This is a genomic window from Blautia liquoris (assembly GCF_015159595.1).
Lineage (GTDB): Bacteria > Bacillota > Clostridia > Lachnospirales > Lachnospiraceae > Novisyntrophococcus > Novisyntrophococcus liquoris.
In genome coordinates, this window is the sequence record NZ_CP063304.1 from 1,908,717 (window position 1) to 1,923,233 (window position 14,517).

Sequence of the window (14,517 nt, forward strand, 5' to 3'; positions counted from 1 at the left end):
GTCAAATTACTTTTGACCCCAACATCATTAGTTTACAATTTTTATAATTTTATCCTCGCAGGCTTTTACTTTTCTGCCGCCATCGGATATCACCTCTTTATATTCATCACTGTTGGTTACAATGACTGCCGTATCAACCGAAAATCCTTTTTTAGCAATGAGTGCCGCGTCAAACTTCAGCAGTTTTTGCCCTCTCGAAACGCGCTGACCGTCTGTTACAAATGTTTCAAATCCCTCTCCCTGCATGGATACGGTATTGATTCCCACATGAATCAGCAAATCCACACCGGCGTCGGAGGTGAGCCCAAGTGCATGTCCAGTGTCTGCAACCATGGAGATGGTTCCGTTAAAGGGCGCCCTGATTACATCCTCATCGGGAAGTATACCGACGCCTTTGCCTAAGACTTCCCCTGCGAAGACATCGTCTTTCATCTCGCCAAGTGGAATGGTCTTTCCGGATACCGGTGCCAGAACCGCTGCCTCTTCCCCGAAAACCGGAGTTGTATCGGCATGAGAAGCGACAACTTCCGGCTCTATTGTATTGCCTTCTTTTTCATCGCCGGCAGATTCAAAGGAGAACAGCATCGTAAGCACAAAAGCCACGACCATACTCACAACCACCCCGATGCAGGCGAACAAAAAGTTTGATGTATAGCTGCTGCTGATAAAGGATGGCAGAGCGGTAATACCCGGTATCGTAAAAGTAAAGATCTTCACAGTGAAAAATCCGTAGATGGCGCCCCCGATACCGGAGCCAATCATAGCCGCATAAAGGGGCTTTTTCAGTTTTAAAGTTACTCCGTACATCGCCGGTTCGGTAATTCCAAACAATGCGGAAAGCGAAGAAGAAAATGCCAGCGATCTTAAGTCTTTATCTTTTGTTTTAATTGCCACTGCCAGGGTAGCCGCACACTGTGCCATATTGTTGACCAGGCTCATCGGAAGGAGCATAATATCATATCCCAGTCGTCCGATGGAATCGAATGCAACCGGAAACAGTGCATAATGCATGCCGGCCATCACGATAAATGGCATAAATCCGCCCATCAGCAGTCCTGCAGCCGGGCCGGCAACATCGAACAGCCATTTAAAGAATTCTGCCAGATATTCGCCGAGATAATTGCCAATCGGGGCTACAATAAATAATACAATCGGCGCCACAACCAGCAGTGAAAGGAGCGGTGTAAAAATCAGCCGCAGCATCTTCGGCATATGTTTGTCGATGAATCGATAGACAACACTGAGCAGCAATACTCCCAGAATAATCGGCAGTACCGAACCGCTATAGTCCAAAACCGGTATCTTCAAGAAGAAAAACCGTATGGATTCTTCCGTTCCGACCAGAGCTGCAAATGACGGATACATCAAGATGCCGGCAAGACTGACGGCAACGAATTCATTCGTCTTAAACTTTCTGGCTGCAGAAAATGCAAGCAGAAACGGCAGAAAATAAAAGGTTGCATCGGATATCATGTTCAGCACCAGATATTCGCTCGACTGGTCACTGATGACACCGATAAACAAAAGCAGGGACAAAATACCTTTTAACAATCCGGCGCTGGTAATGGCCGCAAGCATCGGATTGAAAATTCCTGAAATCGTATCAAATACAACATTCAGTGGATTTTGCTTTTCTTCCTTTTTCGCTGCTGCCTGCGTACCTGTATCGCCGACCATCTCTTTTAGTTCCTCATATATACTGCCTGCACTGTTTCCGACGATAACCTGAAGCTGATTCCCCTGAAACTGTGCGTTTAATACTCCATTGATCTGTTTTAATTCACTTAAATCTGCTTTGGATTTATCCACAAGATTAAACCGAAGTCTGGTAAAACAATGCCACGCCTGCGTGATATTGGATTTTCCGCCAACTTTTTTTATGACTTCCTCCGCCACTTTCTTATTATCCATATGCTCTTCCTCTCATACCTTTATAGAATTCAATCAACTGCGTTTGTTTTTCTCTCTTGATAACCGGACAAAAACTGTGAAATACTCAATACTAAGGAGAGCATCTCTTCACCGGAAATCTCATAAGAATACTGATCAGCTAAGAACTTTTTAATCTTTTTTGCACAAGGATTGATCTTGCTGTAGTATTCCTCGATTACCTGATATAATTCTTCATGCATATCTTCATGTTTTGCAGACTGCAGAATCTGTGAAGCAAGAATCCGAATCTGATTAATCAGCGGATAATCTTCCTCCGACTCAAGATTCTGCTCAATGTGAAAGTAATACTTGATAATACTACTGATCTCCCGGATGATTTTTGTCACCTGATGAACCAGTTCCATGTTCTCATCCGTATTGATCCTGGCATTGACAAAATGTAAAGCAATATAGGCCGCTTCATCATCGGAAAATCGAATCTTACACTCTTCCTCAATGATATCCAAAGCCTGCTGGGCGACCAGATACTCTTCCGGATACAACTGCCGGATGTCCCAAAGCAGTGCATTATCGAGCTCGATATTTTGTTCGTAGCGGCGAATTGCACCGGATATATGATCCGTCAGTGTAATATAAATGTTATCGTTGAGTTTCCACCCTGTAACGGAATATACCATCTGGATAATCTTCTCGCTCAGAATAATATGTTCCGACGGCAAAACCGTAACAAGCTGCTGGAATTTGCTGTTGATCTCTTTTTGGCGCAGTGAAAAGGTTTTTTTAATGCTGTCATAGGGAATGAGATCTCCCGGCTTTTTGCGAAAACCTATGCCCTTGCCCATGACTACGGTTTCATTTCCCTCATTGTCCAGAATCGTCAGAACATTGTTGTTAATCACTTTCACAATTCTTGTATCCATTGTTTGCTTACCTCCTTTTCTTTTTTATTCTTCCCTGCAGCAGCTATTTTCATAAATCTGTCAGGTACCCGGAAGTTTCATCTTCTGCTTCGTCGTCCCGAAAAAAGAAAGAAAAAAGGCAGGCAAAACCCTTATCGGTTTTGCCTGCCACGCAGTAACAATCCTTGTTCTAAAAAAACTATATCAGACAACTTCCCAAAATGCAATACGGATTTTCTCATAAAATTTCACCCTGCTTTTTGTGCTATTTGTACACTTGCCCTGTGACTGCTCAGATTTACGGATTGTCTTTGCTCATACGATGTACTTGTTTATACGAGATATAATTCTCTTAATCTCTGCTCTTCTTCCCTGCTCACACCGATCCCCCGATAGATGTACTCAGCAAAAGAACCATAGATTTCTTCGGCCGCCTGGTATGCCGCTTCCAGATAGGAACAGTCCACAGACATTGCTTTTAACACAGAATGTGCCCGCGGACTGTCGGCCTTTATTCCATACTTATGTGTAAATTCCTCTATCATTTTCCGGTTTGCCTCATATCTCATCTCGTTTGTGCGCATGTAATCCCGAAAGATTTCTTGTTTTGAGATGCCAAGAAGAGTCAAAATGATGGCAACAGAAATTCCGGTTCTGTCTTTTCCCGCAAAACAATGTACTAGTACAGCACCTTCTTCCTGATTCAGATAGATCTCCACCATCTTACGTAGTTTCTTACTCACCTCAGGTGTGGAAATCAGAGAAGCATAGAATTCTTGCATAAATGTGTCTACATATTCCGGATCTTCCATAGCCTCCAAAGTTCTCTGGTCAGAAGTAGGAGCATCTTTTAACTGCCCGGTCAAATCCAGGTTGTGGTAGGCAACCCCATCCAGGATAACATCCGGACTCCGACTGATCTCCTCTCCCTCACGAAGATCAATGATGGCTGCAAGTTCATACTCCTCAACCAGTCTGCGCTGTTCCTCTTTGGAAAGTCCGGATAGTTCTCCCGAACGAAGAATTCTTCTGCTGCGGATTCTCTTTCCTTCTTCGTTGATCAGTCCGCCCAGGTCTCTGAGATTATCAGGTTTTTGTGTCTTCATATTCAGTAACCTCCATGTTTTGTTTTATCAGTATTGGTGTCGCAGCCTACAAAAATAGCCACTGCAGGTTAAAAAGTGACGGGAACATCAGTAAAACACCGAATGTTCCTATAATCATAGTGCCGCAGATAAAAAAACGCAATGCCGTAAATGGAATACAGCTCTTGATTACGGCTGCCATGGTTATTAATATCAAAAGCAGATACATCACCGTCTGTTTTTGTGCCACTGAAAGTGGCGCCAGGAGGGTGACCAGAACAATCATTCCTGTCACCGCCATTGCAAACGGAAGTGCTTTTTTCACAGCATTTTTAAGAAAGCTTCCCCGCGCCTTTCGGGTGTCCGACTCAAAAACAGTAAGAAAAGACGGATATGCTTCGATCGCGGCATCAATCAAAGTAATCTGAAGCGGGATAAACGGGAAAGGCTGATTCATAAGCAGGCAAAACAGCGATACAAGAACGGAATAGATCGTCTTGATAAAAAAGACCCCCGCTGTTCTGGTGACATTGTTGATCACTTTTCTCCCTTCTAAAAGGACTTGCGGAAGGTGTGTAAAATCCGACTCCAAAAGTACAATCTGGGAAATCTGGCGGCTTGCATCGCTTCCTTGTGCCACGGCAATCGAACAATCCGCCTCTCGAAGTGCCAGCAAATCATTTACGCCGTCTCCTGTCATCGCAACGTGATGTCCCTGCCTCTTTAATGCCCGCACCAGTTCCTGCTTTTGTTTGGGAGTGACCCTTGCAAACACTGCATAGTTCTGACAGATATCATCATATGGAATCTCTCCCTTCAGTTCGGACATATCCAACACATCCTCCCAACGTGTCAGCCCGGCTTCCTTTGCAATCATGGAGACGGTCTTTTTATGATCCCCGGAAATGATCTTGACATCCACGTCTTCTTTTCGAAAATAGTCCAGCACTTCCTTTGTGTTTTTACGGATCGTATCCGACATAGAGATCACCGCCAGAGGGAGAATCTGCCCCGGCTCCGGCAGAGCCGTTGTATCTGTCCACATCTTTTTTGTATAGCCGAACGCGACTAGGCGAAAACCTTGCTCCATCTCCTGCTTTGCTTTCGATGGAAGTTCCTGTAAGATTTTTTCCGGTGCCCCTGCAAAGATCGTTCCGATGTTTTCGAAACTGACAGATCCCCACTTCCTACCCGAAGAAAAGGGGATCTTGCGAACGGGTTTGAAGCTTACAGCAGGTGGATATTCGTTTCTCAGAGCCTGTATCGTTGCGTTGTTATCATCGCTTGCCGCCAGGTAGGCCCGTATCATGTTCTCTGCCTCTTCGTCTTTCATGCGTATTTCACCTGCATTTTCCAGAGGAATCCGGGTATGCACCTCCATATTTCCATCTGTGATGGTTCCGGTTTTATCGAGGCAGAGGACATCCACATGGGCCAATGTCTCCAGCGAATAGATATTCTGCACCAGAATTTTCATCTTCGCCAGACGGATGACGCCGACTGCTAAAGAGACGGAAATCAAGAGGACCAACCCTTTTGGCAGCATTCCGAGCAGGGCCGCTGACGAAGAAACAACAGACTCCGAAAAGGACGCCTTCCGAAAATACAGCGATTCCATGAACATGAAAACTCCTAAGGGGACAATCAAAAAACTGGTAAGCCTTGTAACTTTCTTCATCGAGCCCAAAAGTTCCGACTCAATTTGCTTTTCTTTTTTCGCTTCCTCTGCCAGCCGGTCTGCATAATTAGATGCTCCGACATGTGTCACTTTCGCATAGCATTTTCCGGCAATCACCGAACTTCCGGAGAAAAGCTCATCGCCTCTTTCTTTGACGATGGCGTCACTCTCTCCGGTGAGAAGAGATTCATTGATCTCGGCCAGTCCCGATACAACAACACTGTCATTGCAGATCTGCCTGCCGCTCTCCAACACCATAATATCATCTCTTACAATTTCATCGGTTTCTATCAAGACCTCTTTCCCGTCTCGAACCACTGTCATGTGCGGGTGGTTGAGTATAGACAGGTCATCCACCAGCTTTTTGGCCTTCCATTCCTGCGCAATTCCGATGACGATATTTAGCAGGACAATTGCGATAAACACCATATTCGTATAGGCGCCCGCCAGGAAGAGTAACACCGCAATGATAAAATTGAGCAAATTAAAGAGTGTAAAGATATTGTCCTTTAGAATCTGCCCTTTCGTCTTTGTCATTGGTTTTTGTGCAGCGTTTCCTTCACCGCGCTGCCGACGCTTTTGTACCTCTAAAGACGTCAGCCCTGATATTGGCTCCTCCATATCATTCCTCCGTTAAGTAATCATTCTCTTGTCTTTTTTTTATTTCGAATCCGTTTGATCAGTTTCGTAATCTCCACAAGGAACAAAGGCAAAAGCGACAGTAACGCTGTCATCCCCCACTGTGCACCTGTGAGAACTACAAGGCTAAAAAAGCGGCGCAGAGCAGGAATCAGCAGAATGCATGTCAGAACTGCCCCGGATACCACTATGGTCCCGTACAGTGCCTTATTGTGCCCATTGCCCCTTGCAAAAACCGAGTCTGTATTCGAACGCTGATTGAGTGCATGAAGCAGCTGTGAAATTGCCAGAACCAGAAACGCCATTGTCATACCCGCAGCATGGTTGTCACTCGTCAGACCGTATCGATAGGCCAAGACGGTAGCAGCCGTAATATAGATGCCGTGCAGCATGACACGAATCACCAATCCGCGCTCAAACAACGTTCCTGATTTTACAGGTTTGTGTTTCATAATATTTTTGCTGGCCGGATCCACACCCAGAGCAATCGCGGGGAGCGAGTCTGTGATCAGATTAATCAGCAAGATGTGCACGGCTAGAAGCGGTGCATCCCAGTTTATCAGCGTAGCAAGAAACAGCGTAAGTATTTCTGCAACGTTGCCGGCCAGAAGGAATTGAATTACTTTTTGTATGTTTCGATAGATACGACGTCCTTCACGGATCGCATACTCGATTGTGGTAAAATCATCATCCAGAAGAATCATATCTGAGGCATCTTTTGCGACATCTGTACCACTTTTTCCCATGGCAATTCCGATATCTGCAGCTTTCAGTGCAGGTGCATCGTTTACACCGTCTCCCGTCATCGCCGCCACCTCACCGGTACGCCGAAGCGATTCAATAATGCGAAGTTTATCCGCCGGCGTGACACGGGCAAAGACAGTGGTACGTTTTATCGCCTGATCGAGAGCTTCCTCGGACATTTGATGAAGTTCATCACCTGCCACCACAAGATTTCCCTCACAAAAGATACCAAGCTGCTGCGCAATGGCTACGGCGGTCTCTTTATGGTCACCTGTAATCATGATCGTACGAATTCCCGCATCGCGGCAAGTCTCGACAGCTGGAATTACTTCTTCGCGTGGAGGATCAATCATCCCCGTCGCTCCGAGAAAGGTGAGGTCATGTTCCAGATTTTCGTCATCCTCCTCAGGGATTCGTGACAGCGTCCGCTTTGCAAACCCTAACACACGCAGTGCATCCGTTGACATATGATAACACAGATCCCTGATTTGTGTCTGGTCTTCTTCGGTAATCGGACGTTCTCCCCTTGAAGTGAGGATATAGGTACAAAGAGGAAGGATCTCATCAACAGCACCCTTCGTATAGGCGGTATATTCCTCTTCCATCTTGTGCACCGTGGTCATTCGTTTGCGTTCCGAGTCGAAGGGCTGTTCAAACACCCTGGGGTATTTGTCTTCTAGTTCCTCATGATCTTTTCCGAATGCATCGGTCAGAAAGAGCAGCGCACCCTCCGTGGGATCGCCGAGAATCTCTCCCGGACGATCCGGGTCAAAGCTTGCATTATTGCAAAGCGCCGCCGCATAGACCAGTTCCCGATATACGGCATGTTTTTTCGCGGCATCCGCTACTTTCGTCGTCTCTTTCGTCTCAAAGTCACCGTTCATCGCTATGTCTGTTACCGTCATACGATTTTTTGTCAGTGTGCCGGTCTTGTCACAGCAGATGACAGATGCACCTCCAAGCGTTTCCACTGCAGGCAGCTTGCGCACCAGTGCATTTTCCTCTGCCATACGCTGTACACCGAGTGCCATAACAATCGTTGCCGTCGCAGGAAGACCCTCCGGAATCACGGAAATCGCCAGTGAAATGGCTGTCATAAGCAGCGGAACCCAGGGTCTGCCATACAAGGATCCTATCACAAAGATCACAATGCAGACAAACAGGCCAAAGATACTTAAGGTTTTGCCGACAGCGTTCAGTTTCTGCTTTAAGGGGGTGTCATATTCATCCTGCTGATCCAACATGCCGGCGATTTTTCCGACCTGCGTACGCATTCCGGTTTCCACGACAACACCTGTTCCGTTGCCATACATGACGATGGATGAGCTATAGGCCATATTCCTTCGATCACCCAGCGGTGTATCTTCGGCATATGAGGTGTCATCCTCCTTTTCAAGCGGAACGGATTCTCCCGTAAGAGCTGCCTCTTGAATCTTTAAGTTATTCGTACTGAGCAAGCGGATATCTGCCGGCACAATACTGCCGTCTTCCAGATAGACAATGTCTCCCGCCACGAGCTCCCGGGCAGGGATCAGGCTCTCTTCTCCTTCGCGCAGTACCCTCGCAGTCGGCGCTCCTATACTTTTTAGCGCCTCAAGTGCGTTTGCCGCCTTCTTTTCCTGAATGATGCTCACCGCAGCATCCAGCGCTACAATGACCAGAATTACAATCGCTTCTGTCCATTCATTCAGCAACATGGAAAGCAGTGCGGCAGCAATCAGGATAATCACCATCACATCCGTGAGCTGTTCTTTTAGCATCTCAAGAATACTCTTTTGCTTTTTCTGGCACAATACATTGCAGCCATCTTTTTGCAGTCTCTTTTCTGCCTCGGCATCACTTAATCCTTCTTCCGATGTCTGAAGTTTCTTCAGTACATCCTCCGCAGATTTGGCATGCCAAGGCTTGTGTAAGTCGTCATCCATCAATATAAACTCCTTTTAAAATTTATTATAAGTCAGAAGAGCATAAAAAGGCATACTTTACATCGAAACGCAAAGTACACCCTCATCTTAATCTGAAACTTATTCTGTATTTATACATGGTCTTATCTGGTACATCCTTTTTTGTATCTGATTTTCCACAGCTTTTGAGGTTGTCCTCCAAGCGGCAGATATCTGTTGTCAATTTTGTCTCATCTTATTTGGTTCTCTCATGTTGTCCGACAGAAGAAGGTTCCACATTGGGGTGCGGAAACCTTCGTATGTTCATTCCCTTACATGCTGACAATAACTGAAGAAAGGGAAAAAATTAATCATGATAAGGGAATGAACCGGGACAGCAGGGGTTGAACCTGCAGCACAATCATACACATGCTTAAAAGGCAAAACATACAGAACTGGAGAAATATAAAAACAATTTGCAAATCTAATATTCTTATAAGCCTGGTACAACTATGCCTGAATCACTCTGCCATTGAGCTATGTCCCGAAATAATAATAATGCAAAAATGAGTATAGCAGAATTCAAGGGATGATTGACTATATATGTACTGAACAACATATTTCATGTACCGAAAAACAAAAAGTGCAAGAAAGTATATCACATGCTTTCCTGCACTTTTTATCTGATTAACCGGGACAGCAGGATTCGAACCTGCAGCTATCGCGCATCGCATATATGGAAAACATACAGATCTATGAAACATTGTACAAGATCTCGAGTGAAACTTTTTATACATTAGTCATTACTACGTTGGAGAACTGCTCTGCCGCTCTGCCATTTGAGCTATGTCCCGACAAGTATAAATTATAATTCAGTATAACAGATCTACGCCAGATTCCTTTGTATAGGTAACGAACAACCTGTCTTATGTAACAAAAGACAGGTTGTTCTGATTTCAGAATATGCCGCACTGCGAAAACACGAAGTAATTCTTTCGCTGATTTGTTGAATTACTGAAGATTCAATTTCTTTGTCATAATATATTTTGTCACGAAAAAGCCCGCGATGAAAATAATCAGTGATATAATCAGATTTATAATCATCGTTGTATTCGCTATCTGTACTCCGGTTACCTGCATTTCCCAGGCATTTTCTGATTCAAGACTTGAGGATATGAATGAATTACCGGTGACTGCGATTGTTATGATCATAATAATCTGTTCAACAACGTAGATTCCGGCATATACCCCAACCGAACCCAATAGCTTATGTCCGGAAAGCAAACTGCCTATGGATACAGAAACATACATCTTAAGGACGCTTACGAATGGGGTCAGAACAATTGTGGCTACAATTAAACATCCCGTCAAAAGAGATCTGCCATGAAACAGATACCCGATGACCTCCTTCATAAGTTGTGACAGATTGCTGAATGTCTCCTTGTCTGCCATTATGATAAAAATAGCTGCGATCACAACAATAATATCAAGAACCATCCAGAGAATCCCTGTAAGTCCCTTCGAAATGATAATCTGCTGCGGTGTAACAGGCAGTGTGTTTGTCAGGTATCCCTGATCTGTAAACACATCTTTATAGAAACGATATCCGATAAAAACGACAGTGAATATAGCTGCTGTTCCAATTACCATAATGCTTAAGAAGAAAAACAACCCTGCTATGGTAGAATTTTCATTCAGACCGCCGCTTACTGCAAAGGATATTCTTGTGAGAACTGCAAAAAGAAGAACAATTCCATGCAGAATAATTAAACTTTTGGATATTTCTTTCCACTCATATTTAAATAATTTCTTTAACATCTGAATACCTCCCTGAACAGTGCATCCACTGATTTTCCCTGTTTGACACGAATGTCATCGACTGCTGTCTGCATACGGATCTGTCCATCCTTTATGAAAATCACTTCATCTAAAATGTTTTCCACATCCGATATCAGGTGAGTAGAGATAAGTATCGTTGCATTTTCATCATAATTATTGATAATGGTATCTAAGATATAATCTCTGGCCGCCGGATCAACACCTGCAATTGGCTCATCCAGACAATACAGCTTTGCTCTTCTGCTCATCACTAATATCAGCTGTACCTTTTCCCTTGTCCCTTTTGACAAGGTCTTAATTCTTGCTGTCGGATCAATCGCCAATCGTTCCAGCATATCCTTAGAACGGCTTCTGTCATAATCTGAATAGAAGTCCTCAAAGAAATTCATGACATCGGAAACCCTCTGATTTTCATTCAGATAGGTACGCTCCGGAAGATAAGAGACAATCTCTTTCGTCTTAAGCCCAGGTTCATTTCCAGCGATGAGCAATGCACCCTCAGACGGTGAGAGAAGGCCGTTAATCAGTTTAATTAAGGTGGTCTTTCCACTGCCGTTCGGACCAAGCAAACCGATAATCCTACCGGATTCCAAATCCAGATCCACAGATTTCAAGGCCTGCTTTTTTCCATATTTTTTTGTCAGTCCCCTGCACTCTAATATTGTACTCATACTCTCTCCTCCTTCAGATTTTTATGGAGCAGGCTGAGAATCTCCTCTTTTCCAAACCCCATCTGAATCATCTTTTCCATAAACTCCCGAATCTGGACCGACGCCAGTTCTTCTCTCGTCTTGTCAATCATTCCCGAGTCCTCCGTTACAAATCTTCCACTGGTTCTCTCCGTAAAGAGAAGTCCTTCTCTCTCAAGTTCCGACATAGCCTTTTGCATCGTATTAGGATTTACTCCGGCTTCTACAGCCAGCTCCCGTACAGATGGTAATTTATCACCCGGTTTGTAATAACCGGATACAATCGTAAGTTCAATTCTCTCGACTAATTGTGTATAAATTGGTCTTCCTGAATCTAAGTCCCATGCCATTCTCTTGCCTCCTTAATTTTAATTCTTGTATTATTGTATTGTTGTATTATTTGTATAGTACAATAATACGATAGGAAATACATTTTGTCAAGATGTTTTTTTATTTTTTTTAAATGGCACATTAAAAAAGCAAGGATAGCGTTCCAGCGATATCCCTGCTTTTCAATTACAACGTTATTTTCAGCAGTGCTTTATTTTTGATTCCCATAATAGCATCTCAGATAAATCTCTTTTATCTCTTTTAATAATGGATATCTGGGATTAGCTCCTGTACACTGATCGTTAAATGCCTGTTCAACCATGTCGTCTAAGGTATCAAGAAAATAGTTCTCATCGACACCATACTCCCTGATAGACTTTTTGATTCCAATCTGTTCTTTCAGCTTTTCCAGCTTTGCTATGAATTCTTCAAACACTTCCTGATCATCTTTGCCGGTACACCCTGCAAATCGTCCCAACTCGGCATATCTTGCCAGGGTATCCGGATAAGGGTACTGGGAAAAAGTTCCCATCTTCGCCGGTGCTTCAGCTGCGTTATATCGCATGACCTCCGTGAGAAGAACCGCATTGGCAATACCATGGGGAAGATGATGGAAAGCGCCCAGTTTGTGTGCCATGGAGTGGTTGACTCCCAGGAATGCATTCGCGAATGCCATCCCCGCTATACAAGATGCATCAGCCATCTTTTCCCGGGCAATCGGATCATCTGCTCCGTTCTCATAGGCAGAGGGGAGATAATCGAATACGGTTTTTACGGCTTTCATTGACAATGGCTGCGTAAAGTCCGTAGCCATAATTGATACATAGGACTCGATTGCGTGGGTCATGACATCAATACCGGAAGCACTGGTCAGTCCCTTAGGCTGTGACATCATGTTGTCAACATCTACAATTGCCATATTCGGGAGGAGTTCATAGTCTGTCAGAGGCCACTTTACACCTGTATCTGCATCTGTAATGATAGCAAACGGTGTCACCTCAGAGCCGGTTCCCGAAGAGGTGGGAATTGCTACAAAATATGCCTTTTCTCCCATCTTAGGGAAGGTGAATACCCTTTTTCGAATATCCATAAAATCCATGGCCAGATCTTCAAAATTCACTTCCGGATGCTCATACATAAGCCACATAATCTTCCCTGCATCCATCGCCGAACCGCCGCCCATAGCAATGATCGTGTCCGGTTCAAAAGCAGAGATCATCTCTGCTCCTTTTCTTGCGCATTGGAGAGTCGGATCGGGTGCAACTTCAAAAAAGCATGAATGCTGAATTCCCATCTCATCCAGCTTTTCCTCAACAGCGTCTACATACCCGTTCTTGTACAGGAAGGAATCTGTGATAATAAAAGCCTTCTTTTTATGCATCACTGTGCCAAGTTCATCCAGCGCAGTCGGCATACAGCCTTTTTTAAAGTAAACTTTTTGAGGTGTCCGAAACCAAAGCATATTCTCTCTCCTCTCTGCAACCGTCTTAATATTCAGCAGATGTTTTACCCCTACGTTCTCTGACACGGAATTTCCGCCCCAGGAACCACAGCCAAGTGTAAGAGAAGGGGTCATTTTAAAGTTGTAGAGATCACCAATACCTCCCTGAGAAGAAGGTGTGTTCACTAATACACGCCCTGTCTTCATTCTCTTTGCATGCATTGCTATCTTTTCTTTCTGACTTGGGTGTACGAAGAGAGAGGATGTGTGTCCATAACCGCCATCGGCTACGAGCCTCTCGGCCTTTTCAAGGGCTTCATCAAATGTTTTTGCTTTATACATCGCAAGAACTGGAGATAACTTTTCATGGGCGAATTCTTCGGAAGGTTCTACAGACTCCACTTCACCGATCAGAATCTTTGTATCCTCCGGAACATCTATACCCGCCATTTTTGCAATCGCACACGCCGACATTCCCGGAATCTTTGAATTCAGTGCACCGTTGATCATTATCGTCTTTCGCACCTTATCAAGCTCACCTTTCTTTTTCAAAAAATAGCATCCACGATAAGCAAATTCCTTTTTGACTTCATCATATATATCTTCAAGAACTGTTACAGATTGCTCGGAGGCACAAATCATACCGTTATCGAATGTCTTAGAATGAATAATTGAGCTGACAGCCATCTTGATATCTGCTGTGTCATCTATGATGACTGGTGTGTTGCCCGATCCTACTCCCAGTGCCGGTTTTCCCGATGAATACGCAGATTTCACCATCCCCGGTCCGCCTGTCGCCAGAATAATATCTGACTCTCGCATTACCTGTGTTGTAAGTTCGAGAGAGGGTTCATCTATCCAACCAATGATTCCTTCGGGAGCCCCTGCTTTTACCGCCGCCTCAAGTACCACCCTCGCAGCCTCGATCGTACATCTTTTTGCGGCCGGATGAGGACTGATAATGATCGCATTTCTCGTCTTTAAACTAATCAAAGTTTTAAAAATTGCTGTTGAAGTAGGGTTTGTGGTGGGGATAACTGCTGCAATCAGGCCAAGAGGTTCTGCAATCTTCTTAATTCCATATGCCGGATCTTCTTCAATAACACCACAGGTCTTTGTATGTCTGTACGCATTATATATATACTCCGCTGCATAATGGTTCTTAATTACCTTATCTTCCACAACACCTCTTTGTGTCTCTTCCACTGCCAGTTTTGCAAGAGGGATGCGCTGTTTGTTCGCTGCCATAGCCGCTTCAAAGAAGATTTTATCTACCTGCTCCTGCGTATAGGCAGCAAATATCTTCTGAGCCTGGCGCATCGCCTGTATCTTAATGCTGAGGGTTTCTGTACTGTTCACGATATCAGGTACAACTGTCTTATCCTTATTAGCCATCT

General features: G+C 44.4%; 9 protein-coding genes. All 9 read right to left on the reverse strand.

Going from position 1 to position 14,517, the window contains the following annotated elements; translation table 11 throughout:
* Nucleotides 1–27: 27 nt before the first annotated feature.
* Nucleotides 28–1,911 (reverse strand): beta-glucoside-specific PTS transporter subunit IIABC, encoded by a 1,884-nt coding sequence (locus tag INP51_RS08720; protein ID WP_193734500.1) that lies wholly within the window; start codon nucleotides 1,909–1,911, stop codon nucleotides 28–30.
* A 29-nt stretch (nucleotides 1,912–1,940) separates the two neighbouring features.
* Entirely contained in the window at nucleotides 1,941–2,813 is an 873-nt protein-coding gene (locus INP51_RS08725) for a PRD domain-containing protein (RefSeq protein WP_193734501.1), read from the reverse strand.
* A 311-nt stretch (nucleotides 2,814–3,124) separates the two neighbouring features.
* A complete protein-coding gene (locus INP51_RS08730) occupies nucleotides 3,125–3,898 on the reverse strand; it encodes a tyrosine-protein phosphatase (RefSeq protein WP_193734502.1) in 774 nt (257 codons plus the stop codon).
* Between the two features lie 46 nt (nucleotides 3,899–3,944).
* Complete coding sequence (locus INP51_RS08735) at nucleotides 3,945–6,176, reverse strand: cation-translocating P-type ATPase (RefSeq protein ID WP_207736874.1); 2,232 nt, start codon at nucleotides 6,174–6,176, stop codon at nucleotides 3,945–3,947.
* A 20-nt stretch (nucleotides 6,177–6,196) separates the two neighbouring features.
* A complete protein-coding gene (locus INP51_RS08740) occupies nucleotides 6,197–8,863 on the reverse strand; it encodes a calcium-translocating P-type ATPase, PMCA-type (protein ID WP_193734503.1) in 2,667 nt (888 codons plus the stop codon).
* A gap of 969 nt (nucleotides 8,864–9,832) precedes the next feature.
* Nucleotides 9,833–10,639, reverse strand: coding sequence for a hypothetical protein (locus tag INP51_RS08745; RefSeq protein WP_193734504.1), 807 nt, complete (start codon nucleotides 10,637–10,639; stop codon nucleotides 9,833–9,835).
* Nucleotides 10,633–11,331, reverse strand: coding sequence for an ABC transporter ATP-binding protein (locus tag INP51_RS08750; RefSeq protein ID WP_193734505.1), 699 nt, complete (start codon nucleotides 11,329–11,331; stop codon nucleotides 10,633–10,635). The genes INP51_RS08745 and INP51_RS08750 overlap by 7 nt, the downstream gene beginning before the upstream one ends.
* Nucleotides 11,328–11,699, reverse strand: a complete 372-nt coding sequence (locus tag INP51_RS08755; RefSeq protein WP_193734506.1) for a GntR family transcriptional regulator — start codon at nucleotides 11,697–11,699, stop codon at nucleotides 11,328–11,330. The genes INP51_RS08750 and INP51_RS08755 overlap by 4 nt, the downstream gene beginning before the upstream one ends.
* A gap of 191 nt (nucleotides 11,700–11,890) precedes the next feature.
* A complete protein-coding gene (gene adhE / locus INP51_RS08760) occupies nucleotides 11,891–14,515 on the reverse strand; it encodes a bifunctional acetaldehyde-CoA/alcohol dehydrogenase (protein ID WP_193734507.1) in 2,625 nt (874 codons plus the stop codon).
* Nucleotides 14,516–14,517 lie beyond the last annotated feature (2 nt).